General features: G+C 37.4%; 27 protein-coding genes, 1 pseudogene and 2 other annotated features. Of the genes and pseudogenes, 13 read left to right on the forward strand and 15 right to left on the reverse strand.

Features of this window, described 5'->3' with window-relative positions; all coding sequences use genetic code 11:
- Nucleotides 1–17: 17 nt before the first annotated feature.
- A complete protein-coding gene (locus tag CIL05_RS05360; RefSeq protein WP_095654495.1) occupies nt 18–353 on the reverse strand; it encodes a thioredoxin family protein in 336 nt (111 codons plus the stop codon).
- Between the two features lie 249 nt (nt 354–602).
- On the opposite strand from CIL05_RS05360, the gene CIL05_RS05365 reads away from it, so the two are divergent.
- Nucleotides 603–845, forward strand: a complete 243-nt coding sequence (locus CIL05_RS05365) for a hypothetical protein (protein ID WP_095654496.1) — start codon at nt 603–605, stop codon at nt 843–845.
- 351 nt (nt 846–1,196) lie between these two features.
- Complete coding sequence (locus tag CIL05_RS05370) at nt 1,197–1,868, forward strand: CsxC family protein (protein WP_095654497.1); 672 nt, start codon at nt 1,197–1,199, stop codon at nt 1,866–1,868.
- Nucleotides 1,869–2,097: 229 nt separating this feature from the next.
- Here the strand turns inward: CIL05_RS05370 and CIL05_RS05375 are convergent, their stop codons facing one another.
- The 3 genes from CIL05_RS05375 to CIL05_RS05385 form a co-directional block, all read right to left on the reverse strand.
- Complete coding sequence (locus tag CIL05_RS05375) at nt 2,098–3,621, reverse strand: hypothetical protein (RefSeq protein ID WP_095654498.1); 1,524 nt, start codon at nt 3,619–3,621, stop codon at nt 2,098–2,100.
- A gap of 85 nt (nt 3,622–3,706) precedes the next feature.
- Nucleotides 3,707–4,522, reverse strand: coding sequence for a CsxC family protein (locus tag CIL05_RS05380; RefSeq protein ID WP_095654499.1), 816 nt, complete (start codon nt 4,520–4,522; stop codon nt 3,707–3,709).
- 236 nt (nt 4,523–4,758) lie between these two features.
- Nucleotides 4,759–5,517: a CsxC family protein gene (locus tag CIL05_RS05385; RefSeq protein WP_095654500.1), complete on the reverse strand. Its 759-nt coding sequence runs from the start codon at nt 5,515–5,517 to the stop codon at nt 4,759–4,761.
- 189 nt (nt 5,518–5,706) lie between these two features.
- Between CIL05_RS05385 and CIL05_RS05390 the strand changes: the two genes are divergently transcribed.
- On the forward strand, nt 5,707–6,891 hold the full coding sequence (locus tag CIL05_RS05390; protein WP_095654697.1) for a ParM/StbA family protein: 1,185 nt from the start codon (nt 5,707–5,709) through the stop codon (nt 6,889–6,891).
- A 17-nt stretch (nt 6,892–6,908) separates the two neighbouring features.
- Complete coding sequence (locus tag CIL05_RS05395) at nt 6,909–7,283, forward strand: hypothetical protein (protein ID WP_095654501.1); 375 nt, start codon at nt 6,909–6,911, stop codon at nt 7,281–7,283.
- 59 nt (nt 7,284–7,342) lie between these two features.
- Here CIL05_RS05395 and CIL05_RS05400 read toward each other — a convergent pair whose 3' ends face one another.
- Nucleotides 7,343–7,951: a CotY/CotZ family spore coat protein gene (locus CIL05_RS05400; protein ID WP_095654502.1), complete on the reverse strand. Its 609-nt coding sequence runs from the start codon at nt 7,949–7,951 to the stop codon at nt 7,343–7,345.
- Between the two features lie 376 nt (nt 7,952–8,327).
- On the opposite strand from CIL05_RS05400, the gene CIL05_RS05405 reads away from it, so the two are divergent.
- Nucleotides 8,328–8,786 (forward strand): hypothetical protein, encoded by a 459-nt coding sequence (locus CIL05_RS05405; protein ID WP_095654503.1) that lies wholly within the window; start codon nt 8,328–8,330, stop codon nt 8,784–8,786.
- Between the two features lie 86 nt (nt 8,787–8,872).
- On the opposite strand, the gene CIL05_RS05410 is transcribed toward CIL05_RS05405, so the two are convergent.
- From CIL05_RS05410 to CIL05_RS05420, 3 genes and pseudogenes are all read right to left on the reverse strand, one after another.
- Nucleotides 8,873–9,070 carry a four-helix bundle copper-binding protein gene (locus CIL05_RS05410; protein WP_095654504.1) on the reverse strand — a complete coding sequence of 66 codons (198 nt, stop codon included), beginning with the start codon at nt 9,068–9,070 and terminating at the stop codon, nt 8,873–8,875.
- A 248-nt stretch (nt 9,071–9,318) separates the two neighbouring features.
- Nucleotides 9,319–10,014: pseudogene (locus CIL05_RS05415) on the reverse strand (DUF421 domain-containing protein).
- Nucleotides 10,015–10,416: 402 nt separating this feature from the next.
- Nucleotides 10,417–10,746, reverse strand: a complete 330-nt coding sequence (locus CIL05_RS05420) for a four-helix bundle copper-binding protein (protein WP_095654505.1) — start codon at nt 10,744–10,746, stop codon at nt 10,417–10,419.
- Nucleotides 10,747–10,901: 155 nt separating this feature from the next.
- Between CIL05_RS05420 and CIL05_RS05425 the strand changes: the two genes are divergently transcribed.
- The 4 genes from CIL05_RS05425 (at nt 10,902) to CIL05_RS22075 (ending at nt 14,146) form a co-directional block, all read left to right on the forward strand.
- The gene (locus tag CIL05_RS05425; RefSeq protein ID WP_095654506.1) at nt 10,902–11,123 is read left to right on the forward strand and encodes a heavy-metal-associated domain-containing protein; all 222 of its coding nucleotides are present in this window, start codon (nt 10,902–10,904) and stop codon (nt 11,121–11,123) included.
- 63 nt (nt 11,124–11,186) lie between these two features.
- Nucleotides 11,187–13,079: a heavy metal translocating P-type ATPase gene (locus tag CIL05_RS05430; protein ID WP_095654507.1), complete on the forward strand. Its 1,893-nt coding sequence runs from the start codon at nt 11,187–11,189 to the stop codon at nt 13,077–13,079.
- Nucleotides 13,080–13,294: 215 nt separating this feature from the next.
- Complete coding sequence (locus CIL05_RS05435) at nt 13,295–13,897, forward strand: TetR/AcrR family transcriptional regulator (RefSeq protein WP_095654508.1); 603 nt, start codon at nt 13,295–13,297, stop codon at nt 13,895–13,897.
- Nucleotides 13,898–13,990: 93 nt separating this feature from the next.
- Complete coding sequence (locus tag CIL05_RS22075; RefSeq protein ID WP_165769048.1) at nt 13,991–14,146, forward strand: hypothetical protein; 156 nt, start codon at nt 13,991–13,993, stop codon at nt 14,144–14,146.
- 49 nt (nt 14,147–14,195) lie between these two features.
- Here the strand turns inward: CIL05_RS22075 and trpA are convergent, their stop codons facing one another.
- From trpA to trpE, 6 genes are all read right to left on the reverse strand, one after another.
- Nucleotides 14,196–14,990 carry a tryptophan synthase subunit alpha gene (gene trpA, locus CIL05_RS05440; protein ID WP_095654509.1) on the reverse strand — a complete coding sequence of 265 codons (795 nt, stop codon included), beginning with the start codon at nt 14,988–14,990 and terminating at the stop codon, nt 14,196–14,198.
- Between the two features lies 1 nt (nt 14,991).
- Entirely contained in the window at nt 14,992–16,188 is a 1,197-nt protein-coding gene (trpB, locus tag CIL05_RS05445) for a tryptophan synthase subunit beta (protein WP_095654510.1), read from the reverse strand.
- Complete coding sequence (locus CIL05_RS05450) at nt 16,166–16,804, reverse strand: phosphoribosylanthranilate isomerase (protein ID WP_095654511.1); 639 nt, start codon at nt 16,802–16,804, stop codon at nt 16,166–16,168. The genes trpB and CIL05_RS05450 overlap by 23 nt, the downstream gene beginning before the upstream one ends.
- 3 nt (nt 16,805–16,807) lie before the next feature.
- Entirely contained in the window at nt 16,808–17,593 is a 786-nt protein-coding gene (gene trpC, locus CIL05_RS05455) for an indole-3-glycerol phosphate synthase TrpC (RefSeq protein WP_095654512.1), read from the reverse strand.
- The gene (gene trpD, locus CIL05_RS05460) at nt 17,594–18,619 is read right to left on the reverse strand and encodes an anthranilate phosphoribosyltransferase (protein ID WP_095654513.1); all 1,026 of its coding nucleotides are present in this window, start codon (nt 18,617–18,619) and stop codon (nt 17,594–17,596) included. It lies immediately after the preceding gene.
- A 74-nt stretch (nt 18,620–18,693) separates the two neighbouring features.
- Nucleotides 18,694–20,097, reverse strand: coding sequence for an anthranilate synthase component I (gene trpE, locus CIL05_RS05465; protein ID WP_095654514.1), 1,404 nt, complete (start codon nt 20,095–20,097; stop codon nt 18,694–18,696).
- 67 nt (nt 20,098–20,164) lie between these two features.
- Nucleotides 20,165–20,602 (reverse strand) — a binding site (T-box leader).
- A 34-nt stretch (nt 20,603–20,636) separates the two neighbouring features.
- Nucleotides 20,637–20,881 (reverse strand) — a binding site (T-box leader).
- 270 nt (nt 20,882–21,151) lie between these two features.
- On the opposite strand from trpE, the gene CIL05_RS05480 reads away from it, so the two are divergent.
- Genes CIL05_RS05480 through CIL05_RS05490 form a run of 3 tightly spaced genes read left to right on the forward strand, consistent with a single transcriptional unit; the run spans nt 21,152 to nt 24,632 of the window.
- Nucleotides 21,152–22,540 (forward strand): vWA domain-containing protein, encoded by a 1,389-nt coding sequence (locus CIL05_RS05480; RefSeq protein WP_095654516.1) that lies wholly within the window; start codon nt 21,152–21,154, stop codon nt 22,538–22,540.
- 44 nt (nt 22,541–22,584) lie between these two features.
- Nucleotides 22,585–23,958 carry a sensor histidine kinase gene (locus tag CIL05_RS05485; RefSeq protein ID WP_095654517.1) on the forward strand — a complete coding sequence of 458 codons (1,374 nt, stop codon included), beginning with the start codon at nt 22,585–22,587 and terminating at the stop codon, nt 23,956–23,958.
- 5 nt (nt 23,959–23,963) lie between these two features.
- Nucleotides 23,964–24,632 carry a response regulator transcription factor gene (locus CIL05_RS05490; RefSeq protein ID WP_095654518.1) on the forward strand — a complete coding sequence of 223 codons (669 nt, stop codon included), beginning with the start codon at nt 23,964–23,966 and terminating at the stop codon, nt 24,630–24,632.
- Between the two features lie 55 nt (nt 24,633–24,687).
- On the opposite strand, the gene CIL05_RS05495 is transcribed toward CIL05_RS05490, so the two are convergent.
- Entirely contained in the window at nt 24,688–25,110 is a 423-nt protein-coding gene (locus CIL05_RS05495) for a cupredoxin domain-containing protein (RefSeq protein ID WP_165769049.1), read from the reverse strand.
- Between the two features lie 288 nt (nt 25,111–25,398).
- Between CIL05_RS05495 and ddlA the strand changes: the two genes are divergently transcribed.
- Nucleotides 25,399–26,502 carry a D-alanine--D-alanine ligase gene (gene ddlA / locus CIL05_RS05500; protein WP_095654520.1) on the forward strand — a complete coding sequence of 368 codons (1,104 nt, stop codon included), beginning with the start codon at nt 25,399–25,401 and terminating at the stop codon, nt 26,500–26,502.
- The last annotated feature ends 12 nt before the right edge of the window (nt 26,503–26,514 follow it).

Raw genomic sequence — 26,514 nt, forward strand, 5'->3', positions numbered from 1 at the left:
TTTGCTCCTTTTGATATTTATTCAACCAAATTTACATATATTTTAATAACCTTCTCATTGAAAAGATCCATGTGGACAATTCGTGCTTCCCGAAGATATTCTTTTTCTTCAACAAACAATAATAGAACAGGAACTGTGAAAATGGAAAAGCGACCTGCAACTTCCTCGACATCTTCAGCGTTAATATGTCCAAGTTTTATTTTCGGATATTTCATCATCAATTCCTGAACCTGTGGCAGTAAGGCGTGACAGACACTGCAATCTGTACGTGATATATAAAGAAATGCCAGATGGTTTTCTTGGATGAAGCTTTCAACCGTATTCATATCCTTTAGCTCTTCAAATTTTCGCATACAAATACCTCCAAATAGAACTTTCTTTAATTTCTATAATAGCAAAGAAATAAAAGAAAATGAAAGATTCATCAGAGAGTGAAAAGAAATATAGGAAAGATCAATGAATATTCCCCCACTTAATTTTCTAACAAGAATTTTAAGTGAGGGCTTTCTACTTACATTCTCTACTTGATGAATTAGCTGATAGACTACTATACAAGCACTTACTCCTTTCTTTCATAAGATATATGGAAAGGAGGGATTGACATGTATCGAGCTTTTCTGTTTCATGCAGCAGCTATGGCTGGGTTGGCGATTTTTCTTGTAGCAGTATTAGGAGGATTCACTTTCCTGGGAGGAACAATATCGACAATATTGTTTTATGTTGGTGCAATCGCAGTACTTGTATTTGGTGTGATCCTTATTATCCTTGGAATTAGAGTACTCCTAGGATATGGACAATGTAATGGTCATTGCAATAAACCGTGTAAATACTGCAATAACTCTTGATAGCTCTAGTGTGCAAATAAGCAATTAGAGAGGCAAATTAGTCCCCTCACAGCAGGTAGAAGTTTAGATAGTTGCCTGTTGTGGAGGGGATTTTTCTGTTAGGAAGTCAAAAATAAATAATGCAGCAGCCGATCTTTTAAAAAACTTGTACAAGGCAGTAAAGCTTCAAAGGTTTTAATCATCGTGTTGCAGATAATCGTTCATAAGAGTAATGGACAATAAATATGTGAAAACCCAGCGACACCAGTCCACAATTAATTTGTCCCCCATACATAGATTATAGAGAAGTCAAAAGAAACTTGTTTTAAGATCATGTACTTTTGACAAACAATTAACGAAGGAGTGAAATGTATGAAGAAAAATACTGGATGTGGAAATGGTCATAACAGTTGTCCACCAATGCCTGTATCTGATGTAGCGAAATCAAGAAGTATTGGCTGTGAAATTAATGACCGGCCACTTTCTGGATACGAGCGAACAGTCATACTGGATGAACTTAGGCTGTCTATTCCTACCGAAGCAGAGATCAAGCTGCCATCATATGCCAGAGAAATTAAGGAAATAAGGAAAAATGTTCATTTAACACAATGCAAAGTTGTACAGGAAATCGAGGATGCAAATGATGTTACCTTATTTGTAGAAGGATATGTCCATAAAAACATCCAATATGCAGAAAGTAGCAATGGTTGGGTAAGAGATTATAGTGTAAATGTTCCGTTTAGATGTTACGAACCATTAAACTTAAGGCGTTCTGCTACAACCCCATTAGGTAGCAGTAAGAATAGTTCTACAAATGAACTCAGGGAGTTGGCTTCAAATGGAATGGAAGCTGATCGATGTAATTTCGGCTCGCAAACTTTTGAGAACTACAATGAGCCGATTCATTGTAAATTAATCTCTTCACGTGTTGATCAATGGGATATTACGAACAACTTTGATAACTGGGGAAGATTTAATGAAATAACGGAAAAAATGAAAGTTAGACTTGATATAACACTAACACAAAAGCAGCAGCAACCGTAAGTTGAAGAAGATGCAATCCAAGTAGAATTCCACTCTGAAACAGTAATGGAAAGGTTCGCAAGACTGATGGTAAGTGCGAACTATAATAGCAGGAGGAGAGCTCTAACTCTCCTCCGAATTTATTTTTCATGAATATATCCATTCCAACATACCACTACCAATAAAATCAATACTTATTGTTTCACCCTGAATTACTTAGACTACTATATCATCTTGTGGATTTAAGTCCCTATCTACGCTCCTTATCTATTTTAGTGAAGACATTCACATATAGTTTCTGCAATAAATTGATAGATAGATTAGCTGTACCTTGGACGGAGACTTTGGAAGAAAAAGACTTAGAATCCAGTTCATTATGCCAGATAAAATGAATACTTTGCAAATCATCTTCAATTGGTTCGGTGAATGTTTTTGAAAATTCAAGATGTGTGCTGAAATCTTGATCAGATGAACCAAATGTATATTCACTCAGCAATTCTTTACTTTGTTCAGGAGAATTTATCCAGTCAACCTGAACCACCTTATCCCAGTAGATGGGAATTTTAAGAGTATGGATTGTTTGTTCACTTACATATTCAATATCGGCTACCAGTATACCTTTAAGAAAAACGGTATTTGCAGAAGGAAGTACATGTGTAATTAATGATTCGATAGACCAATCAATGTTTGTAATACTTTCTATTGGACATGCTGAATCGATGGTCTGAATAATATCGACATCAAAGTTAATGTTGGCTAATAAAACAGGCAGCTTCACAAGTTTATTTACCGTATTAATCTTTTCATGGTCATTATTGTGTTTTTTGATTGTTCCATGCAATCCATCAAATTGCTTTTGCAAAGAATGATCCTTGTCTTTACTTATGGTTTTTTCTAATTCAGATGTTTGCTCATCAATTTTGGGAGGGGCCTCATCCGCTAATGAAGCAGCTTTTCCCGCAACATGGGACAAGGGTGCTTCTTCATTATATTCAAGTAAATTTTGAGAAGGCTCATCTTCATGATGTGAAGTCTCATCTTTTGATTGAATAGTTTCCGCGAAATCATTTGGACTATCTAATGATTCTTCTAGCACTAATGAGAATTCCTCAAATAAAGCCTCTTTTAGGCTGCGATTTTCTTCTGATTCATTTATATACGATTCCTTATCATTATCTTTTTCCTCGTTCTCAGGGGAAATACTTTCATTAATTATTGTTTCTGTAGAGGTTTGTGCCAAGTCTTCATCTTCAAGTGATGGAAATTTATTCTCCTCATCCGTTAAATGTAAATCCCCGTTTTCAAAAACTTCCTTGTTTCTTGAAGATTCCTTTGGTTGCTTATTTTGTACACCATTACTAGATGATTTATCCCTAGTTAAAGAATCTATTTCAGCCTCTGATCCACTCTTTTGGTTTGCTGCTTTATCTGCGAAAGATAAAGATTCATCCATTAACTTTTCAGTCTGAGCCGAACTAGATAGACGATTTGTTTCATGATGCTGTGCGTCCCCACCATATTTATAATATAAATCATTCAGTGATTTAAATCCTCGTTTCTTTCTCTTTTTTAATTTTGATGTCTTCCTCTCCTTTGTTTTGTTTTCTGGTGGGCTTTGATTATGAGTGATAGCTTCAGTTTTTTTAACTTCCTGATCATTTATTTTTGGGGGTGGAAAGATCACAGGGCTTGGTATATCTCTATTATTTATAATTGGTGAATAAATTCTCTTCTTTTCCTGTTTTCTATTTTTAGAGGTATTAAATTTAGTCATTTTACTTTGAAAAGTGCTTTATATTGAGCACCTCTCCAATCCCCTCCTTATATAAGTTAAAGATCTATATAATGGCTATTGATCACTATTCTGAATCGGTATCAATATCCAGTTTGTAGTCTGACTCAGGATTAGACTCACAAGGGTCGCATGGTTCATCATTTGATGTTGATGTCACTCTTATTTGTTGATTCTGTAACACCTTCAAACAAATATCCAACACCATTTTTTCTTCGACAGTAGTAAAATACCCTTCATGAAAAGGAGCAGTATCTGGAAGTGGAACTCTGTCTACTGCTTCATCCCATTCAATTATCTTGCTGGAGAGTAATTCACAGTAAGGGAGTTCATTATAAAACTGTTTACTTTCTTGATGAAACTGTGAGAGATCACTCGTTAGTAACTCGTCTTTTTCTGGATAGCCTGGTGGTAACGCTTTTGATACGCCGAAATCAAATTCATCACGTTTATTTATTTTGGGCATTGCCGGCATGGAAAGAAAATCACTGATTTCTGTTACACATTCAAATGGAATATCAACAGTAAAAGAATGCAGGTCTGATGCTACTGATTTTGTAGTGCTTTCCTCAATATCTTTTGTTGGGCTGGCATATTGAATGTTTTTGCGAACGAAACCTTTGATAAATAATTTTGAGGTAGGCAATAATAATCTGCACTGCGTTAAATTGACTCGTTTTTTTATGTCCTTTATTTCTAATACCGGTTCGGGAAAGGTTATTCTTGCATCTAAATTCATTTGTAATGTAAGTTCTGCCAAGACGACAGGCAATTTGGTGTATATTCTTCCAATGCTCACATGGGGTGTTATGGGTTGATTATGGCATTCACTTATATTTGAAGATACTTTACATTCAACTTTGTTAACATTTGTTTCTGACATTTGGGTTCCTCCTAAACAAAATATAATTTATCGTATGTGAGATAAATAACTATGTATGGGCTAATATCATGAGAAGAATAATTTTGTTAGACATTTACCCATAAATCCAGTAACTAGGATAATAAGGGCATAAAAAAATCCATGCTTCCTCTGAGGAAGCATGGAGAGTACCTATTTTGGATACGTAAAAACAAATCGTTTATAGACTTTAAATACATCAGGTGGTAATAGAAAATCTAGCCGGTTACCTGCAGATTTTGGACTTGAAGCACTCTAATAGTAAAGTTAAGCGTCATTTTCTCAACAATGTTTTGGAAAAATCCTTCACCTACAGGGCCGTCTTCGAAGGTTTCCCGATCGGTTGCTTCATCCCATTCAATGATATTATTTCTTACTAATTCACAGAATGGAAGGTCATTATATGCCTGTTCACTCTGTTGGTGGAATTGCGAAATGTCACTGGAATGAAAATGATCCTTTTCAGGGTAGCCAGCACCTAAATCTTTCGTTATGGCAAAGTCAAATTCAGCTCTTTCATTAAGTTCAGGTAATCGCGCCGGAACATCGAGCGTGACTGTTGTCATACACTCAAAGGGTACCCTGGTTGTGAATGACTTCATTTCAGATGAGACGCATTCTCCGGATGAATTGAAACAAGGGGATGCGTATTGGATGTTTTTACGAACAAACCCTCTGATAAATAATGGGAATGGTCCAGTGCTTGCACCAGTTATAGCAGTAGTAGCATTTGTCATAAGACGACATTGAACAATCTCTACCCGTTTTTTGACATCTTTAATTTCTAAAACTGGATCGGGGAAAGTAATATTTGCAGATAGATGGCTAGTTACTACAAACTCTCCTAAATTAACAGGAACCCTTATTCTTCGAGTACCGGTAAAGAATGGAAGATCTGTTGGTGCATTTGTACACTGTTCAAGGGACGCTGATTGGTTTACGTTTACACAGTTATTCTGATTTTCATTTTTGCTCACTTTTTTTCCTCCTTTTTTTTAACCTCACTGTATTCTATGCAGTCTGTTCTATTAAGGATGGTTGCTTGTATCAGTATAAACGTGGATTTTAAAGACAGATTACAAGTTCAAGTGGAAAAAATAAAAAAAGTAGGTACTGGCACAGCCCATCTTGTATTGCATATGATTACAGAAGAGGAGGCAGATATGATGGTGAGAAATAATATTCTGGCTGTTGATATAGGGAACAGCTGGTATAAAGCTCTTGTATCAGACGGTGGCGAAATGTTTGAGTATCAGATGCCAAATGCAATCGCATTGTTTGATGAAGAATTATATGAAAAGCCGTACGATGATGAAGATATTGAGCTAGAGGAAAATTTAATTGTTGAAATTAAAAGTTCTTCATTCGTTGATAAACGAGAGATATTTTATATTGGTAAGGCAGCAGCTAAGCAAAGAAATGTGAGTTTTACTTCTTATAATAATCAGAAGACAGATGAAGTAAGGACTTATATACTATTATTTGCAATGGCAGCCTATCATACTTTACTGTCTAATCCATTTGATACGGAACTTGAGTATAAGGTTGATCAATTAGGTGTTTCATTGCCTACGACGCAATATAAGGAAAATAAAGAACAATTTAAGGAACGTCTTATTGGTACACATACAGTAATCTTTCATAAGGTTCCAGGAATTAAGGAACCGAAAGAATCTGTAGTGAAACTAACTATTGAAGATGTAATAGTCGGAGCAGAAGGGGCTTGTGCATACTTAGGCTTGACACGTGATCAGGATACACTAGCCATTACGAATGAGACACTGGTAGAAGATTCATTAAAGGGAATTATTATTGGAGACTTAGGTGGTGACTCTGTTGATTTTATAGGAATTAAAAATAATAAACCAGTTGCTTCTGTTGAAGGGGAAGCATTTGGAATCAATCCATTTCTTGATGTAATCATGCAAAAGGTTAGTAAAAATGAGTTGTATCAATTCAATTCGAGATCAGAACTTGAAGAGAAATTAGCAAAAGGACAGTCGGAGTGGTATGTAGAACCTTTTGCAGGAGTGAAACGGGATATAAGTAAATATATCATACCCCAGTTAAGGTCTCTGGCAATGAAGTATCTTGAACATTTTGATCGTGTACGCAGTAGGTCTAGTGAAATTAAGGGTGCAGCAAGATATATAGCTGTTGGTGGAGCAGTAGATATTGCACAAAGGCAAATTGAAGAAGCCGCAATTAAATGGAAAGAAAGAGGACGCCCGATCGACCTATATTACCCTGAGGATATGGCAAACCTCAATGTTCTTGGACTAATGATACTGGCTAAAATGAACCAATTCAGGAATGAGAATATAGATGAATTCGCTTATACAAAAATCTAAAGAATGGGGTGATGGAAATGTCAAGAATATATACGGATTATCTCAACGAAACAGTATTAACTATTCCTGACAAATTCATCGATGTCAAAACCGGGGAATCCCAATTAATCTCACAGGGGGTACAGGAACAATTAGAGTACCACGCAGAGAATAATACACTTATTCATCTCCTATTATCTGCACTTGATGAATACCTCCATCCCCAAACCGTCCAAAGCGCTGGATCAAAAGAAATAATGATTGAATTACTTGAAATAAAAAAGATGATGCAACGTGGAAATCTTATAAAAAATGAGCCGAGAATTGATTTTTTGGTCAATAATAAAACACCCAACTCAAGTGAATTAGACTTGAAAGACATTGAAGAATTACTAGAAGCGTTTGGGGGATAGAAAATGTATGTAAAAGGTGAACCTTTATAAGGTTTACCTTTATCTCTCAACGTTTAAGTTTATAAATATACAGCTGGTAAGCATGTCACGGCACTAAAACATGAGAGGTCTACATGAATACAAATTCCTGTTCTGATGAGGTCATCTACGCATTTACCATCAATTTGACAACAAGGGCTACATGGATTGTGACTGCAATCTCCCTTGGAATCTGCTGAATATCTTAAATTAGATTTAAATGCTAGCAACTCAAGAACGGCGCAATTTCCATCAAGTTCTTTGATTTTAAAAATAAATGAGTCGATACATCTAAATCTTTTGTCCTTTTTTGAGCAACTGGAATATGTTACTACACCAGTACCCTTAAAAGGTTCGCATCCACAGTAAAGAATGAATGGAATCGTATTTTTAGTTACCTTTTTTTTCTTTCCAAGCAAATCGTTTATGGAATCCTCACATGAAGTTTTGCAATGTCTATCATTTTTAGCCTTCTTCTGTGCTTTTAGTATTGCTTCTAATACATCCTCAACACAATTTTTATGATGTTTACCACAAGCTTTGTCATGGCGGCTGCAGCGGCTGCAGCAATCATTATCCTTTTTATGATTTTGCTTTCTGCATTTAGATTTGTGGAAGTCATAGTTGTCTTTTTTATAAACCTGATTCATATCTTTCACACCCCCTAATATTATATTTTTCCTCAATGTATCATACGTAGTTTAGTTGAATACTGCTTGATAATCCTGCCTAAAATATTAAATATAGTGTTATTGTCTTAGTTTAAGAAATGAATATTTCCAGTCACATTCTACCTACTTAATCCTAAAAATGAGACGTATTGCACTATAGATAACAATAACTAATCTCCCATTCAAAATGAATAGGAGATTAATTATTTCTATGGAAAAATAACTGCATATAGAAATCTCGGAATACAATGCTTTTGTACTAGAGTCAAGCGTACATTTTCCCTTAACTACACGAATGGACAGTTCAAAACATACATCGTAAGCATTTACTGAGAGTAAAGGAGGTGAGAAGTTAATGGTGAAGCAATTGCCAAATAGGTATTTTGATAGAAATGAATGTGAGGAGGGAATGAATAATATGGGTTATAATCAACAAAGATGTGGTTGCAGAAAATGCAATAATGATAAAGAATCATGCGTTTCGGGTATGAGTGACGCTTTAAGATACTTCGAAAATCGTAAGGTTCTTTTATTTGAAGATAGTGGAAATATAGTGTTAGGAAGGGTTAATGAGGTTAGAGATGGAGTAATTAGACTAGAAAATAGTGTTAAGTTTCTTGTGAATCCGATTATTGGAGGTGAAGATGGAATCCTTTACTTTGAACGACTATATATTTCTATTTGCAAAATTGAGGAATTTGCTCCTGAGTCAGCTATGGCCGTACCTGAATCCCAATCAGGTGGCATGATAGAAAGGTTAATAAAACAAGTTGAAGAATCGGGCGTGTGTTCTGGAGAACCATGGAACAAGTAATAGCAAAGTTATCAATGGCAGAAAGACGGCAGAAAAACGCCTATAAAATAGGCGTTTTTAAGTTGAACTTTTTTATCAAAGGTTAATTAAGCAGCAAGTTTCCTACATGTCTCCGCACAATCAAAACATGCCTGAGCACATCTCTGACAATGGTCATGATCATGCTTTTTACATTCATTTCCATAAGCCTCGCATATTTCTGCACATGCTTTTGCTAATGGTGCTGCAAATGGTGTGCCACGCACTAAGGCCTGTTCCAGAAAAACTTTAAATATGTCTAACATACATTCCCTTTTCCATAAAGAAGGTGATGCCTTTTTCAAAATTTACAGGCTAAGGCACTTTTCTTAAGCAGGAAAATTGTCCTTTACATAAAGGAATAGCGCAATCCTTACCCCGAATATGCGCCCTTTAACTGTAGAAACAATTAAACGTTTACCTAATCCTTTCCATTTTATGAATAAAACTAATAGTTCGTGCATGTTTCCTTCCAAAAAACTCTTTTCAAATAAGTACTTAATCAAGTTGCTCGCTAGTAGTCACCTGATACCTGTTTGATTGTCTGCACAAAAAGTCCTTCCCTTTCCAGCCATTCAGCCAGAAAAACATCGCGGAAATTATCAACGCCCTGATTTTTCAGTTCATTTTTCAACCAGTCTGAGCTCTTCTGAATTTATACTAGTTCATCATACAGCAATTCCCCATCACGAATTAGCGTTACAGGAACGTACACCGTTTTCGGGGATAGCTGTATATCCTCCTGCTGCAACTTCTGCTTCGATGTTTTTTTCAGGATACTGATTGATCCGTTTGCCTCAAGATAGCAATACGCAACTTCGCGGATTGAGAAAGTTTCGGATTGGCGCAGGAGGCTCTGAAGCTGGTTAATATTCATGCGATTCTTTTTAAGCTGATCGCGATTGATAATGCCATTGTGAATCAACACCGATGGCTTACCCTCAGAAACTTTTCGGAACAGTAGGGACTTCTGGCTAAGAACTTCCACGGAAAAAATCATGATTGCCCACAGTGTCATGGAAAATATAATATATTCGACTCCGACTTTCTTATCATACAGCGCATTTCCCAGCAGCTCACTCAGAACAATCGCTGCGATGAAGGTAAACGGTGTAATCTGATCGATGATTTTTTTGCCAAGTACTTTAATTAAAATAAATAGGACGACAAATCCGGTAATCAGTTCTACTGTCAATGCTATAATATTCATATGGGTCCACTCCAATCCAATAACCTTTTATCATGATTGCCAATTGGGCGAAAATTCAACCGAAGTGGGCATGCGAAAACCCGCTCCAGCATGAAACGGGTTTACAATGTATTGGAATGTTCCAGTTTATCAAGATGTTCCCTTTGGATATACTCATTAAATTTGAGAAAATTTTTTTATGGGTATAGAGATTTAATAGTTTTTTATTTCATACTTATTCAATAAAGAAACATAAATCTGTATCAAAATTCAGAGTTCTGCTGACATCCTAAATATATTGAAAATCACGGAAAAACCACCTAGGGTTATAACTAACTCAGATGGATTTTCCCATAGATAATTTTTCAAAAAAATTGTTGTTATGAATTGAAAAAGAAGCAGCATCTTTAAAAAATCCTAAAACTAAGCAGCTAGCTTCTTACATGCCTCGGCACAATCAAAACATGCCTGAGCACATTTCTGACAATGTTCATGATCATGTTTTTTACATTCATTTCCGCAAGTCTCGCAAATTTCTGCACATGCTTTTGCTAATGGCGCTGCAAAAGGTGTATCACGTACTAGAGCTTGTTCCAGAAAGCCACACATATCCGCACATTCCCTATCCAAACGAATGCAATCTCGCATCATATCAATATCAGTTTCCTTCAAACAAGCGTCATAGCAATGGTTACATGCTTCCATATATTCATGCAATGTTTGGATTAGCGAGCCGTATTTTTCATGAGCCATTTTTATTACCTCCAGTTTTTATAGAATAACTCTCCTAAATTAATCTTCCTCAAAAAAAGAATTTAAAACGTTTTATAAATCTTGACCCACGTCAAGGAATCATTCCAAAAACCAGCTTATACTTAAGACATAGAAAACAAAGGAGAGAGTAAAAAATGACAACAATCAAATTTCAATTAGAACCGTTAACTTGTCCATCTTGTATTAAAAAAATCGAAGGTAAATTAGGAAAGATGAATGGAGTAGAGGAAGCGAAAGTGATGTTTAACTCCAGCAAAGTAAAAGCAACCTTTAATACAGAACAGGTAACAGCAGAGGAATTACAGGAAATAATTGAAAAGTTAGGATATCCGGTATTATCAAGCAAGACAGCTTAAGTTTACAGAGCTGCCCTTGCAAGAGGAGCAGCTCGATTCATTTTTCGAAAGGGGTAAATTAAAATGGGTAAAATCAAAAAGATTCATGTCGTTATTGTTTCGGGAATATTATTAGCTTTAGCACTTATGTTTCATTTTTTGGATATGGAAATTTGGAAAAACACTGCACTAATCGCCGGAACGTTTGTAGCAGGTTATTCTATTGCGAAAAAAGCAATCCAGTCTGTCATGATGAAGGCATTTAGTATTGAACTGCTCGTAACAATCGCAGTAATTGGTGCATTGATTATTGGAGAATATGTTGAGTCAGCAGCAGTAACATTTCTATTCTTGTTCGGGGCATATTTAGAAGCAAGAACATTGGAGAAAACACGCTCATCACTTAGAACATTAATGGATATGGCACCACTTGAAGCAACTGTACTTAAAAATGGTGAACGCGTTATCATGCCTGTTGGCGATATTGAAGAAGGGGATCGCATTCTGATTCAATCAGGTGAAAAGGTTGCCATTGATGGCAGAATCGTATCTGGTCAGGCATTTATTAATGAAGCGGCAATTACAGGAGAATCTGTTCCTGCAAGTAAAAAATTAAAAGATCAGGTTTTTAGTGGAACGATTATTGATAATGGATATGTCGAAGTTGAAGCAGAAAAAGTTGGAGATGATACAACGTTTGCAAAAATCATTGAATTGGTTGAAGAAGCACAGGAAGCGAAAGCAAAAACACAGAAATTCCTTGAGCGTTTTGCAAATGTATATACACCAGCAATCCTTGTATTATCTGTCTTAGTTTTTGTATTCACACAAAATGTTGAATTAGCTATTACTTTCTTAGTAATTGCATGTCCTGGGGCACTCGTTATTTCTGCACCGGTATCACTTGTCGCCGGTATTGGTAATGGAGCCAAGAATGGTACATTACTAAAAGGTGGCGAGGTTATGGAAAACCTCGCAAAGATCGACGTTATTGTTTTTGATAAAACTGGTACGCTTACTAAAGGAAAGCCTGCAGTAACTGGAATGAAGGCTTTTGGAATGAAAGAAGAGGAACTTTTAAAAATAACTGCAGAAGCTGAAATTATTTCCGAGCATCATTTAGGAAGAACAATCGTAAATGAGGCGGAACATCGTGGACTTACATTAACAAATGAACCAGAAGACTTCACCGTTGAGAAAGGACATGGATTATACGCAACCGTTGCTGGGAAATCAGTGGTTATTGGAAATCGTAAGCTATTGAGTAAAAATGGAATACAGCTTCCAGGAAACATTGAAAGTTACGCAATTCAGGAAGAAAAGAATGGTAACACAGCAATATTCGTGGGAATTGATAATAAGTTAGCAGGCGTCATTTCCATCGCTGACCAAATTCGTGCGAAAGCGGCTGACGCAATTAGACAATTAAAAGCTGCAGGTGTAAAACATACGGTAATGCTTACAGGGGATAATACACATACAGCTGAAAAAGTGGCGAGACAGCTTGGAATTGACCAGGTTTTCGCAGAAATGCTGCCAGAAGATAAAGTGAACCATATAAAACGATTAAAAGCTGAAGGTTATCGTGTGGCAATGGTTGGAGATGGAATTAATGATGCTCCTGCAATCGCCTTGGCAGATGTCGGGATGGCAATGGGTGCAGCGGGTACAGATGCAGCGATGGAAACTGCAGATGTTGTATTAATGGCTGATAAACTAAGTAAAATTCCGTACGCTTATTCTTTAGCAAAAGCAACAGTTCGTAACATGAAGCAAAATATGTTCTTTGCAGTTGGAACAGTAGCCTTGTTACTGGTCGGAGTTTTGCTAGGGAAAATATTCCTGGCTTCTGGAATGCTGATTCATGAACTCAGTGTATTGATTGTAATTTTAAATGCGATTCGCCTGGTGAGATATAAACAGCGTGAACAAGGTGAAGTGAAAGAAATGCGTGCAGCAATACCTGAAACGAAGTGAATAAAGCAAAGGATTTTACCTAACTCCCTTTTGAACACAGGCAAGCTTGTAATATTTGCCTGTGTTTTTATATGTTAAGAAAACAACTACCTAAACAGACAAAAATTAGTCACAAATACTTTGAGCATAGCACTTGTAAATTGTGTCAAAATGAGATACAATTTATATAAACTATCCAGTCAGTTTTGAAATGAAGAAAAAAGCAGGTGTGGAAAATGGCTCCAAGAATTTCAGATGAAGCAAAAGAAGAGAGAAGATTAACATTACTTGATGCTGCATTGGAGTGCTTTTCTGTAAAAGGCTATTATGCATCTACTGTAGATGATATTGTAAGCTATTCAAAATTGAGTAAAGGGTCTTTCTATAATTACTTTGAAAGTAAAGAGGATATTTTTATTAATCTACTACAGCTTAATAAAGAAGAAACTTTGCAAATGCTCCAGACTAATTTAGATAAACTGAATAGCCCAATTGAAAAACTGAAATATTGGATTAACTCAGATATTCCATACGACTTAAAGAAAAAGAAAATGATGCGTACCCATATTGAGTTTTGGCTTTACTCCACAGACTCACCGGATGTGCAGCATATACTGAAAGATCGGTTTGATGTCATGTTTGCAATGACTAAAGAAATTATTGCACAAGGACAACAAGCGGGTGAGTTTAAACAGGATATTGATCCCGAAAAAGCATCAGCTATGTTTTGGGCATTACATGATGGTATTTGGCTGCATGTAACAATCGGTTATGATGAGGAAAAAGTAGAAGAACGCATCAAAGAGATGGAAGCAGCAATGCTTGCATACTTAACTTAGACAAACAGGTAATGAATACGAGAAGAAATGAAAGAAAACAATAACATTAAGTAAACTGACTAGTCATTTTAAAGAAAGCAGGTGAAAAATTTTATGAAACTGAAAAAGTTAAACATTAAGAAGAATCAAGCAAAATTAATGCTAAATACAGAAAAAAATAGAGAATATTATTACCAAAAGAATGAAGAACAACTACAAAGAGAAAAAATTGCATTAGATTATGATGTCATTCGTTCATTTGCAAGATAAGGACAAAATAAAACAGTCACTGACCAGCATTTAATCAGTGACTGTTTTTTTATCCTAAAATATATTCATTACTTATACTTCCTTTGATTAGACTTTTTACTTCTTCAGTTTTTCCATTATAAAACAATTCAACAATTTTACTTCCAACAATGACCCCATCACAATAAGTGCCTAAATCCTGTGCCTGTTGAACGCTTGAAACTCCAAAACCTGCTAAAACCGGCACAGAACTATTTTCTTTCAGCAATTGTAAATAGGCTTTCACATTTTCTTCGTGGACGGTACGTGCTCCTGTCGTTCCTGTAACAGCGACAGCATAGAGAAAGCCTTCCGTTCTATTTGCTAACTCCACTAGTCGTTCTATTGGACTGGTCATTGCAGCAAGTCGAATAAAAGCAATAGAATGAGCTTTTAAGGATTCGGCAATAAACGCTTCTTCTTCCATAGGCAAATCAGGGATAATTATTCCATCAACCCCTGCTTCCCTGCAATCGGATGCAAACTTTTCCACACCATATACGTAAATTGGATTTAAATAGGTCATTAAAATAATTGGAACAGTGCGTTTTTCCTGGAAAGAATTAAGTTTTTCCAATACAGCAGTTAATGTTGTACCATTTTCTAAAGCTCTAATGCCAGCTTCTTGTATAGTTGGGCCGTCAGCGACAGGATCAGAAAATGGGATGCCGAGCTCAATTGCAGCTGCACCACATTTTTTTAAGAATTCAATGCGCTTCTCCAAGATCTCTAAACCGCCATCACCGGCCATAATGTATGGAACAAACAAATTTTCATTGGCTGATTGTTTTTCCAGAAATGCATTCTCTATTCGTTCTTTTCCCATATTATTTCCCCTCCAATAAGCTTTTTACTTGTTCAACATCCTTATCACCACGGCCGGAGAGACAAATGACCAGTGTTTCACCTTGTTTCATTTCTTTAGCAAGCTTTAAGGCATATGCAACTGCATGTGCGCTTTCAAGTGCGGGAATAATTCCTTCTGACTTTGATAAAAATTGAAAGGCTTCCAATGCCTCATCATCGGTGATGGATGTATACGTAACCCGATTTGAATCATGCAGGTGGCTGTGCTCCGGACCTACACCAGGATAATCCAGCCCTGCAGAAATGGAAAATGCTTCTTCAATTTGTCCATGATTATCCTGTAATAAATGTGTTAATGTACCATGTAATACACCAATATTTCCACTTGATAATGTTGCCGCATGCTTATTTGTTTCAAGACCTGCGCCCCCGGCTTCAACTCCAAATAATTTTACATCTTTATCCTCAATAAATGGATAAAACATTCCCATTGCATTGCTTCCCCCGCCAACACAAGCAACAACAGCATCCGGCAATTCTCCAGTCTGCTCAACGATTTGTTGTTTTGTTTCCTTGCCAATTACAGCCTGCAGATCACGGACAATTTTAGGGAAGGGGTGTGGGCCTACAACAGAACCAAGGATATAATGGGTATCATTTACATGGCTAACCCAGTAGCGCAATGCCTCATTCACTGCATCCTTTAATGTTCCGCTACCCTGGGAAACACTGCAGACCTCTGCTCCCAATAATTCCATACGAAAAACATTCAGCTTTTGACGGCGGATGTCTTCTTCACCCATAAATACCACACACTCAAGACCCAGCAAGGCACAGACAGTTGCTGTTGCTACACCATGCTGGCCAGCACCTGTTTCAGCTACGATTTTTTTCTTTCCCATTCTACGCGTTAAAAGCGCCTGACCTATGGTGTTATTGATTTTGTGGGCACCTGTATGATTTAAATCCTCCCGTTTGAGGAAAATATCTGGGCCACCAATTTTTTTCGAGATTCCTTCTGCATAATAAAGTGGAGTTTCTCTGCCGACATATTGCTTTAAATAATAATTCAGTTCCTCTATAAATTTAGGATCGTTTATTGCTTCTTCGTATGCTTTTTCTAGTTCAATAACGGCAGGCATTAATAATTCCGGTACAAATCGGCCGCCAAAATTACCGTATCTACCTGTTTCATTAGGCATTGTATATGTTGTCAATGGTCTCATCCTTTCCAGTGCTTCTAACAGTTTCAGTAAATCTTTTAATCTTCGTCAGATCCTTTACCCCATTTGTTTCCACACCGCTGGATACATCAACACCAGCCGGCATTACAAGTTTTATAGCCTCAGTTACGTTTTCCTGTGACAATCCACCAGCTAATAGAATTTTTGATGGGTCAAGTGACAGCTTTTCGGTAAGGTTCCAATCAAATGTTGTCCCATTTCCTCCACGATTCTTGCCAAAAGGACTGTCAAGCAGATAATAGTCACATGGGTAGCCTTGAATATCCTTAAGACGTTCAGGATGTACCGGAAATGCTTTAATAATTTTATATGGAAGGCTTTCTGCAACCTCGTGCGGCTCATCACCGTGAAGCTGAATAAAATCCAACCCGACTAGTTCAGCAATCTCCTGCATTTTTTCCGGTGTTTCATTTACAAACACGCCAACCTTTTGAACAGAAGAGGGGAGAGTCTCAGCGATTTCTGCAGCATCTTCTGGTGTAATCTGACGTTTTCCTCCTGCAAAGACAAAACCAATCAAGTCTGCCCCAGCCTTAGCTGCAGTGCTTGCCGCCTCTTTGTTTTTTATGCCGCAAATTTTAACAATCATTCTCTAATTCACTCCTTTTGTATATACTGGTATTTGTAAATCCTGAAAAGTTTTTGCCAAATCAGTTGATTGCATCAATGTTTCCCCAACTAATATGGCATCCGCTCCGGCCTCACTCACCTGTAGAACGTCACCTTGTGTTTTTATTCCACTTTCACTAATTAGTATGGTTTCTTTGTTTTTTACCATGGCGGCTAATCTTTTGGTTGTTTCCAGATTGACATCAAATGTTTTTAAATTTCGATTGTTAATGCCGATGATGTCAGGATTAAGTTCAAGTACACGCAACATCTCCTCTTCATTATGAACTTCACATAGGACCTCCAGATCACGGTTCCTTGCATATTCATAAAGTCCCTTCAATTCGGTATCGGATAAAGCTGCAGCAATAAGCAGAATAATATTGGCACCGGCTGCCTTAGCCTGATCAATCTGAATGGTATCGATAATGAAATCTTTGCATAAAATTGGCAAATCAACTGCCTTTCTCACCGCTTTTAAATCTTCCATGGAGCCATTGAAAAAGGTTTGGTCTGTTAAAACTGAAATAGCGCCGGCACCGAATGCTTCATATTTTTTCGCTTGAGTCACCGGATCAACCTTCATATCAATTGCTCCCTTGGAAGGGGAAGACCGTTTAATTTCGGAAATAACAGTTATGTTTGGGGAAGCTTTAACCTTTTCCTTAAATGTAATTCCTTTTTTATGAACAGATTGATCAAACGTTTGATTAACTAATTGTGCGACTTCTTTTTCTTTTTGTGTCAGGATTTTTTCCAGAATTGACATTTATAACACCCCACTTGGAATTTTTTTGCTGAACTCTACCAGTCGCTGCAATCTTTCCATTGCTGCTCCGGAATCAATACTTTCCCTTGCCAGATTGATGCCCGCTTTAATTGTTTTAGCTGCACCGTTGGCAAATAAGCCAAGTCCTGCATTTAAAAGTACAGTGTCATAATAAGCACCTTTTTTTCCGTTCAAAACGTTTCTCAATATAGCTGCATTGTCTTTGGCGTTGCCCCCACGGATTGCTTCATTTTGATAGGTTGGTAAATCCACTTCTTCTGGTCTTAATGTAAATGGTGTCAATTTCCCCTCATCAAGAATGACAAGATGATTGATACCTGCAAGTGATGCTTCATCCATGAAACCCGCTCCATTTACAACGACTGCCCGTCTGCGGCCTAATTTGTTCAATGCTTCACCAAGCATTTGCACCATGTCGCGACGGTAAACACCAAGTAACTGTGAATCCAATGGGACAGGATTTGTTAATGGTCCAATCGCATTAAAAATGGTAGGTAATCCAAGATCCTTCCTTACTTTTGAAAAAGGTTTTAATGCTTTATGAACATTGGGAGCATATAAAAAGGCAATTTTATTTTCATGAAGCATTTCTTCGACATGATCATTGGTAAAAGTAAGGGAAACACCTAAATGCTCTAAAACATCAGCACTTCCAGTTTTACTTGAAATACTGCGGTTTCCATGTTTGGCAACAGTAACACCGGCGCCTGCGATGACAAATGCTGATGTTGTACTGATATTAAAGCTGTAGGATCTATCTCCACCTGTCCCGCAATTATCCATTGCGTTTTTTATATTGGTTGTCTTAAACGTTGATTGGGATCGGATAACATCAACCATTCCAGCAATTTCGTCTGCCGTTTCTCCTTTGGATTGTAAAGCAGTTAGGAAAGCGGCAATTTCAGAATCTGTAACACCATCTGTAAAGCAGTATTTTGTTGCGTCCTTCATTTCATCTACTGACAAATTTTCTTGTTTGATTAATTTCTCAAGATAGTTTTTCATTTTGGTAATCTCCTTTTTTGAATCTCGTCTAAAAAGTTCCGTGTCATTTATAGCCCTGTTTTCATGTAATACCTTCAATTAACAGGGTCAGCTTGATATACCTCCATAAGCGACTTTGCTTTTTGCAGTGTTTCCAGATATTCCTTCTCCGGTACTGAATCATAGACTATTCCGGCCCCCGCCTGAAGATATGCGCGGGTACCTTTAATAACAAGTGACCTAATGGCAAGTGCTATATTTAAATCATGGTTGAAATTGATAAAACCGATTCCACCAGCATAAACGCCACGTTTCTTTTCCTCTAATTCATTAATAATTTGCATTGCCCGGACTTTTGGTTCTCCCGAAACAGTTCCTGCAGGCAGGCATGCAATCAATGCATCGAGTCCTGAGAGGTTTTTGTTTAATCTGCCTTTCACTTCAGAGACGATATGCATGACATGCTGGTATTTCTCTATTTTCATATAGGTTGGGATCGTAATACTGTCACTCTCGCACACTTTTCCAAGATCATTCTTGCTTAAATCTACCAGCATTCGATGTTCGGAAAGCTCCTTTTCATCTGAGAGTAGATCCTTTATGAGCACCTCATCTTCATGGGGTGTTTTCCCACGGGCACGTGTTCCGGCAATCGGATTTGTTACAACATCTCTTCCTGTTGTCTGTATCAAACTTTCAGGCGATGCTCCCAAAACGAGATAGTCTTCAAAATTGATATAGAACATATATGGTGAAGGGTTTGCCCGCCTAAGCCTTCGGTAAAAGGAAAACGGATCTCCATTCATTTTTGCTTTCATCTTTTGTGATAAGACAACCTGTAAAACCTCCCCCTGGTGAATCTTTTCCTGGGCTATCCTGACCTTTTCAATAAACTGCTGCTCTGTTAGTTCCGGTTCAAAGTCAATGCTGGATAGATCCCCTTCACTTACATCTGCTTTTGTAGTTAGGGTATTTCGTAACGATTCGAGCCTTTTATCAAGTAAGGCTTCCGGCTCTAGTCCCGGATTCATAGCAACCGCATAAACAGTTTCATTTGAATGATCAAAAATGATGACATCTTTATAAACCATGAAATGAATATCCGGCATATTCAGATCGTCCGTCAGTGAGGGACCGATATCTTCATACTGACGAATAAAGTCATAGCCGATGTAACCGACAGCCCCACCATAGAAAGGGAGGGGAAGATCAATTTCAATCTTTGGCAAATGGCATTTCATATAGTCGAGTGCATTCTGATTGTGATAATTTACATGTTCATTCTCAAGATCGTTTACAGTTGTTTTGTTTCCTCTGCCGATAATTTCCTGATAAGGTTCTGATCCTATAAATGAAAATTTTCCTTTTTCCTCATGCTGGAAGGTGCTTTCCAGCAGAAATTTTTTCTTTCCGGATAAGCTTTGGAAGATACCAATTGGCGTTAGCGTATCTGCGTTCAATTTAATTAATTTAAAGGAAGCGGTCTGAGTGTCTTTCATTTTTTTCCCCTTTCACTTTTTAGAAATAAAAAAAGCCCTCTATAAACACAAGTTTTACCCTGTGTTTATAGAGGACGAATATACCGCGGTGCCACCTCTGTTGAAAAGAATGGATGTAAATTCTTCTCATCTTATTCAGATACGGAGTTCTTTAGAGTACAGTATTGTTACTGCCTATCTAAATTCTCGATATCCTATCCGTGTAACGGCGGAAATCCGTGTTTCCCTACTCTGAAAGCGAAGTAGTTGCCTTCGCTTTTGATCGTCCAGCTACGGCTCCTAGAAGCTGCCGTCATAAGCAATTGGCACTTCAAGCAATCAAACCCAATTGCTTTTCGCCCCCTTGCTTATGAGTCCGCTTATAAACAGTCGCCTTCACTTTTAAATGTTTCAGGAAACCTCTCGTAAGTCCATTCAACATTGCTCCACGTACTGGAATCTCACCAACACCAGCTCTCTTTAACGCTTCACTTAATGCCTACTTCTCTTACTTAAACGATTTTTATTAAATTGTAAAAAAACAAAAAGGCCCCACATCCGAAAAGGACGAGGAACCGTGGTACCACCTTTATTAGCTTAATTATAAGCTCACTTTAGCAAAATATCAGGCATGCCTAATATTCGTCTCGTATAACGATGAGACTTGTTCGCCAAAGCCTACTACAGTTACGGTTCGGTTTGGAAGCTCAGAAGCCCATTCATCTACCTGGTCACACTGGTTCACACCAACCACCAGCTCTCTAAAGTGTTCAAATAGACTACTCTTCTTCATCAACGCTTAAATTATTTAAGTTATTGGAGTTAATGATAGAAGAGTCAGAAATAAAAGTCAAGTGTTTTTTGTCTTTTTATTAAATTTTCCGCTTTTTGATATCTGAGTGCTGTTTTAGGTGGGACGAGTAATCGAAGTCCCGAAGGTATAGACAACCTTCGTTAATGTTCTCCATAAAAAGATATTCCTTTTTTGCAGCTCATTTTGGATAATCCGTTGATATAACATAATCTAATAGTCTATTATTAAAGTAATAACAAGTACGCGCAAGGAGGCATACATATGAAACGTGCAATCATTTTATTACTAAGCATGCTTGTATTTGCTGCCGGTTGTGGTGAAGAGGAAGCTGCAGAAACAAGTAAGGAAGAACCGGTTGAAAAAGAGGAAGTACAGGAAAAAGATGAAAAACAGGAAAAAACAGAGACTGATTGGTGGAAGAAAGAAGTAGAATCCTATCAGCTGGCTAACTTGCCTCGTGAATTAGTAGATTTGGAAAAAGAGTTAGTAATTAAAGAAGGAATGTACAGTGGAAATAGCTATGACGTATCAGCCGCAAAGGATAAGCTTAATGAAATGCCTACTGATGCGGAGGAGGCAGAACTTGAATCAGCAATATTACAATTAATCCGTGAAGACTATCATCAGGAAGTAGAAACTTTTGTAACATTTGATCCAACCGTACAAATAAATCAGGATAGTCCAAATGAAGAAGTGGATAAGCCAACTACCGAGACTGCGATGTCAACAACACATTTTGCTATTTTACTTGATGCCAGTGGAAGCATGAATGCAATAAGTGATGGAACGTCCAGAATGGAACTTGCAAAAGAAGCAATCGGTGATTTTATTAAAATATTACCGGAAAACAGTACGGTTTCTTTGCGGGTTTATGGACACGAAGGTACAGGAACAGATGAGGATAAAGAGAAATCATGTAAGTCAACAGAGACGTTATACAATGGAGAAATGAATCAGGGTAAAATCTCCAAAGCGCTTGACGGGGTTTCTCCAGCTGGGTGGACACCTATCGCCAATGCGCTGAAAGAATCGGAAAAGGATATCCCTGAAAATGCGTCCAATGCAATTGTGTATGTTGTAAGTGACGGAATAGAAACATGTGATGGAGATCCAGTAGCTGAAGCTGAAAAGTTAAACAAGCAAGGGGTCCAGCCAATTATTAATATTATTGGATTTCAAGTGGATGATGAAGCACAAAAACTCTTAAAAAAGGTGGCTGAAGCAGGCCGGGGAGAATTCACCTATGCCGGAAATAAGCAGGATTTAGATGAATATTGGCAGGAGGAATATAACCGTATGCAAACAGCCTGGGAGGAATGGCAGCAGGAGGGGATGAAAAAGGCTGATGAAATCTCGGAGCAGCTAATGGAACAGGCTGAGGAAACTGGCAGGTCCATTATGGATAAGTCCGATCAGGAATTTGAGCGGGAGGAAGAGCTGATCAATTATTTGACCAATGAACGAGAAATGGAAAATGCAGATAATCTCTGGAGTAAATTCTATGAGCGCTCCACCACAATTTGGAGCTATGGCTATGATAATCAGACGAAAAATTGGGGGGAGGCCTATGAGAATGGAAATGACGCATGGCGGTATTTTTACGAAACAGGCAATGAGAAGTGGACGGAGTTTTATAATAAAATGAATTAACAAGGACTGTTCAAAAAGACGATGAATATGTGAAGAGGTTGCTTATGTTTAACAAACTATCACTGAAAACAGGATTGCTATTTTTTATATTTATTTTAATCATAGAATCTCTTCTGTTCTTTATATTATATGCAACCTTGGCGAATGACCGGGTTGATAGTGTAATGGACAATTTGCTGACACGCGGGAATTCACACAGTGCCGTATTGGAAGATTACTATGATGAGACAACCATCGAGCATGTTGCAAGAATGGAGATTGCTTCGGAATATTCTGTGGTCATCACAAATGGAAATGGCGATATTATTAATTCATCGAACCCGGTTGATCAAGAAATGAAAGACATCATGGAAAATATGAATGACGAAGCAGTGGTCCATAAAGGAGAAATTATTGAGGGACAATGGAAGCAGGAAAAGTATATTGCTTCCAATAGTCCAATAATTATTAATGAAAATACTGCTGGTCATGTATTCATGTTTGCAGATACAAACAGTGTAAAAAAACTTGTTGGACAGCTGAGTAATCAGTTTGTTTTTATCTTTATGATTACGATTGTTCTAACACTGATTACAACGTTTATCTTGTCGAGATTTATTACACTCCCATTAATCAGACTGAAGGGAGCCACCGAACAGTTAAGTAAGGGAAAAAGGGTTGAATTGTTCACTGAACGCAGGGATGAACTCGGGGAATTGGCAAAGTCCATTGCCGAGTTATCCAACGAATTGGAGTATTTAAAAACTGCTAGAAATGAATTTTTGGGAAGTATTTCACATGAACTGAGAACACCTTTAACCTATATGAAAGGCTATGCGGATATTATTAATCGGCAGGATCTCCCGAGTGATGAAATAAAAGAGTATACTGCAATTATCCGCGAAGAAACAGAACATTTAACTAAATTGATTAAGAATCTGTTTGAATTAGCAAAAATGGATCATAATAAATTTTCGATTGTTCGTAAGCAAATCCAATTTCGGGGTCTGATTGAATCAATTGCACATCGAATCAATCCTGTGTTTGCAGAAAAGGGAATCACATTTTCCTATCAGTGCCCTGATGATATATTTGTAAATATTGATCCAGACCGTTTTGAGCAGGTTTTGATAAATGTTTTGGATAACGCTTTGAAATATTCCTCTGAAGGCGGTTCTGTTTATTTAGATGTTCACAAATCCGGAAAAAATACAGAAATTACTGTTTCCGATCAAGGAGACGGCATACCGGAAAAAGATATTCCATTTCTATTTGATCGTCTTTATCGTGTTGAAAAATCCCGTTCGAGAAATAGTGGTGGAACAGGATTGGGCTTGGCTATTTCCAAAGAGATTGTGGAGTCTCATGGTGGAACCATACAATTATCAAGTAAACCAGGAAAAGGGACCACTGTTTTTATCAAGCTTCCATTGGAGTGATTTTGTTGAAAAAGGTCTTATTAATAGATGATGAAAAACGTATGCTGAATTTGCTGGAATTGTATTTGAAGCCACATCATTTTGATTGCAAAAAAGCACAGCTTGCAAAGGAAGCACTTACGTACATACAGGAAGAGACATTTGATATCATATTGCTTGATATTATGATGCCAGAGATGAATGGCTGGGAGCTTTGTCAAGAAATCAGACGCATTTCCGATGTGCCAATAATTATGGTATCAGCACGTGAAGAAAAGGAAGATATCATTAAAGGCTTGCGATTGGGGGCAGATGATTATATTACAAAACCCTTCAATGAAGGGGAATTATTAGCTAGAATGGAAGCACTAATACGGAGAAACTTCCAGGGAAATCATATTGAAATAAATGGTTTATTATGGGATGAGGAGCGTTATGTACTCTCCTATAAAAACAAGCCGATTAAATTGACGCCAAAGGAATTTACTATGGTTGGACATGTAATGAAAAATTCAAATCAAGTGTTTTCCCGCGAACAGCTGATTGATCTGATTTGGGGTATCGATTCAGAAACAGAAGGCAGGACGATTGATTCACATGTACGCAATATGAGGGAAAAGATCAGACGTGCCGGTTTTCCAATTGATGATCACTTCAAAACGGTTTGGGGCGTTGGGTATAAATGGACCAATTAAATAAAGGTTGTCTCTCAAGTATAAAATCCTTGAGAGACAACCTTTTATATATGAATTATATTACAACAAGCGTTGAGGTCATATCACCATGGCCATCACCACAGAAGATATTACAGTAAATCGTATATTCACCAGGCTCTTCAGGAATAAATGTTACTTCTCCTTCTGATTGAAGATTTACATCGAATTCATCTATTGATATACCATGATTTCCTTCTTCGTTGGTAAGTGTTAACGTAACTTCTTCACCAGCTTTAACGACAAATTCATCCTGTCCCAAATCAAAATTGGTTGCTACAACATTAACTTCATTGCTAGCTTCCTGATCACTTGCTGCTTCTGTATCCTCAGACTGTTCCTCGGTAGCACTTTCATCTGTATCTGCTGTATCAGTAGACGCATCACTGCTGTCACCACCACATGCTGCAAGGAATAGAATTAAACTAAAAAATAATACTGCCAGTAGACTTTTCTTCAAAATAAGCCCTCCCATTTACATTTGCCTAATTTTAAGCAAATGTATAAAATTTAAAGTGTTTATAAGAAAAACCTTAAGTAGTGGGTTGGAGATAATAAGGCTTTTCTCTTAAATACCTTTTCAATAATGATTATAGGGTTTAATTGTGCATTTTTTATCGAGAAATTGATACGGAACCATGAACAATTTTTTCGAAAATATTTCCAGCCAAACAGGATATTTCTTCTTAAAGCAAGCTGTTTTATGCTATCTTTAATATATAGTTTTTTTAAGAAAGGGAGTCAGAAAATGACTAAGCAGAAAGTTGGAATTATTTTTGGTGGGAAGTCTGCAGAGCATGAGGTTTCTCTTCAGTCCGCCAAAAATATTGTTGAAGCAATTGATAAAACAAAATTTGATGTTTTTTTAATAGGAATAGATAAAGAGGGGAAATGGCATTTAAATGATCAGTCCTCCTATTTACTGAATGCCGAAGATCCGAAGCTGATTCAATTAAACAAATCAAACGACCCTATCGCAATTGTTCCGGGGGAAATGGATAAACAGCTGATTCACGCTGAAAATGCCATTCAGCTGGAACAACTGGATGTTATATTTCCGATAGTACATGGAACGTTAGGAGAAGATGGAAGTCTTCAGGGAATGCTGCGTCTGGCTAATCTTCCATTTGTCGGGCCAAGTGTTCTTAGTTCATCAATTTGTATGGATAAAGATATTGCCAAACGCCTTCTCAAGGATGCTGGAATAAATGTAGCAAAAGGGCTGACATATACAAGTGCAAGGAAAGATAAAATCAGTTATGAGGAAGCCGTGGCCCATGTAGGTACACCAATGTTTATTAAACCTGCAAACCAGGGTTCTTCTGTAGGTGTCAGTAAGGTTTCAACCAAAGAAGAATTTGAAGCAGGTATTGCATCTGCCTTTCAATATGATCATAAACTAATTGTTGAGGAAAGTATTTCTGGCAGGGAGATTGAGTGTTCTGTATTAGGAAATAGTGATCCAAAAGCTTCGTTACTTGGAGAGATCCTCCCACATACTGAATTTTATTCATATGAATCAAAGTATATCGATGAAAAAGGTGCGGAATTGGCAATACCAGCAGAAGTAACGGAAAAAGTAACAAAACGGATGCAAAAAGTGGCTATTGAAGCATTTGAAACCCTCCAATGTGAAGGACTTGCTAGGGTGGACTTTTTCCTAACAGAGAACGGAGATATTTACGTGAACGAAGTGAATACATTGCCAGGATTTACAAAAATCAGTATGTATCCAAAGCTTTGGGAAGTAAGTGGTACCAGTTATCCGGAATTGATCAATCGTTTGATTGAACTTGCTATAGAGCGTCACGAAAGGGATAGTTCATTAAAAAGTACGGTTTGGGATGATTAAAAGAGCAGCACC

Origin of the sequence: Virgibacillus profundi (assembly GCF_002287375.1) — a bacterium.
GTDB lineage: Bacteria > Bacillota > Bacilli > Bacillales > Amphibacillaceae > Virgibacillus_K > Virgibacillus_K profundi.

What these genes read in the sequence shown, in the direction of transcription:
- CIL05_RS05360 (WP_095654495.1), bottom strand. Translation starts at nt 353, where the DNA reads ATGCGAAAATTTGAAGAGCTAAAGGATATGAATACGGTTGAAAGCTTC.
- CIL05_RS05365 (WP_095654496.1), top strand. Translation starts at nt 603, where the DNA reads ATGTATCGAGCTTTTCTGTTTCATGCAGCAGCTATGGCTGGGTTGGCG.
- CIL05_RS05370 (WP_095654497.1), top strand. Translation starts at nt 1,197, where the DNA reads ATGAAGAAAAATACTGGATGTGGAAATGGTCATAACAGTTGTCCACCA.
- CIL05_RS05375 (WP_095654498.1), bottom strand. Translation starts at nt 3,621, where the DNA reads ATGACTAAATTTAATACCTCTAAAAATAGAAAACAGGAAAAGAAGAGA.
- CIL05_RS05380 (WP_095654499.1), bottom strand. Translation starts at nt 4,522, where the DNA reads ATGTCAGAAACAAATGTTAACAAAGTTGAATGTAAAGTATCTTCAAAT.
- CIL05_RS05390 (WP_095654697.1), top strand. Translation starts at nt 5,707, where the DNA reads ATGGTGAGAAATAATATTCTGGCTGTTGATATAGGGAACAGCTGGTAT.
- CIL05_RS05395 (WP_095654501.1), top strand. Translation starts at nt 6,909, where the DNA reads ATGTCAAGAATATATACGGATTATCTCAACGAAACAGTATTAACTATT.
- CIL05_RS05400 (WP_095654502.1), bottom strand. Translation starts at nt 7,951, where the DNA reads ATGAATCAGGTTTATAAAAAAGACAACTATGACTTCCACAAATCTAAA.
- CIL05_RS05405 (WP_095654503.1), top strand. Translation starts at nt 8,328, where the DNA reads ATGGTGAAGCAATTGCCAAATAGGTATTTTGATAGAAATGAATGTGAG.
- CIL05_RS05410 (WP_095654504.1), bottom strand. Translation starts at nt 9,070, where the DNA reads ATGTTAGACATATTTAAAGTTTTTCTGGAACAGGCCTTAGTGCGTGGC.
- CIL05_RS05420 (WP_095654505.1), bottom strand. Translation starts at nt 10,746, where the DNA reads ATGGCTCATGAAAAATACGGCTCGCTAATCCAAACATTGCATGAATAT.
- CIL05_RS05425 (WP_095654506.1), top strand. Translation starts at nt 10,902, where the DNA reads ATGACAACAATCAAATTTCAATTAGAACCGTTAACTTGTCCATCTTGT.
- CIL05_RS05430 (WP_095654507.1), top strand. Translation starts at nt 11,187, where the DNA reads ATGGGTAAAATCAAAAAGATTCATGTCGTTATTGTTTCGGGAATATTA.
- CIL05_RS05435 (WP_095654508.1), top strand. Translation starts at nt 13,295, where the DNA reads ATGGCTCCAAGAATTTCAGATGAAGCAAAAGAAGAGAGAAGATTAACA.
- CIL05_RS22075 (WP_165769048.1), top strand. Translation starts at nt 13,991, where the DNA reads ATGAAACTGAAAAAGTTAAACATTAAGAAGAATCAAGCAAAATTAATG.
- trpA (WP_095654509.1), bottom strand. Translation starts at nt 14,990, where the DNA reads ATGGGAAAAGAACGAATAGAGAATGCATTTCTGGAAAAACAATCAGCC.
- CIL05_RS05450 (WP_095654511.1), bottom strand. Translation starts at nt 16,804, where the DNA reads ATGATTGTTAAAATTTGCGGCATAAAAAACAAAGAGGCGGCAAGCACT.
- trpC (WP_095654512.1), bottom strand. Translation starts at nt 17,593, where the DNA reads ATGTCAATTCTGGAAAAAATCCTGACACAAAAAGAAAAAGAAGTCGCA.
- trpD (WP_095654513.1), bottom strand. Translation starts at nt 18,619, where the DNA reads ATGAAAAACTATCTTGAGAAATTAATCAAACAAGAAAATTTGTCAGTA.
- trpE (WP_095654514.1), bottom strand. Translation starts at nt 20,097, where the DNA reads ATGAAAGACACTCAGACCGCTTCCTTTAAATTAATTAAATTGAACGCA.
- CIL05_RS05480 (WP_095654516.1), top strand. Translation starts at nt 21,152, where the DNA reads ATGAAACGTGCAATCATTTTATTACTAAGCATGCTTGTATTTGCTGCC.
- CIL05_RS05485 (WP_095654517.1), top strand. Translation starts at nt 22,585, where the DNA reads ATGTTTAACAAACTATCACTGAAAACAGGATTGCTATTTTTTATATTT.
- ddlA (WP_095654520.1), top strand. Translation starts at nt 25,399, where the DNA reads ATGACTAAGCAGAAAGTTGGAATTATTTTTGGTGGGAAGTCTGCAGAG.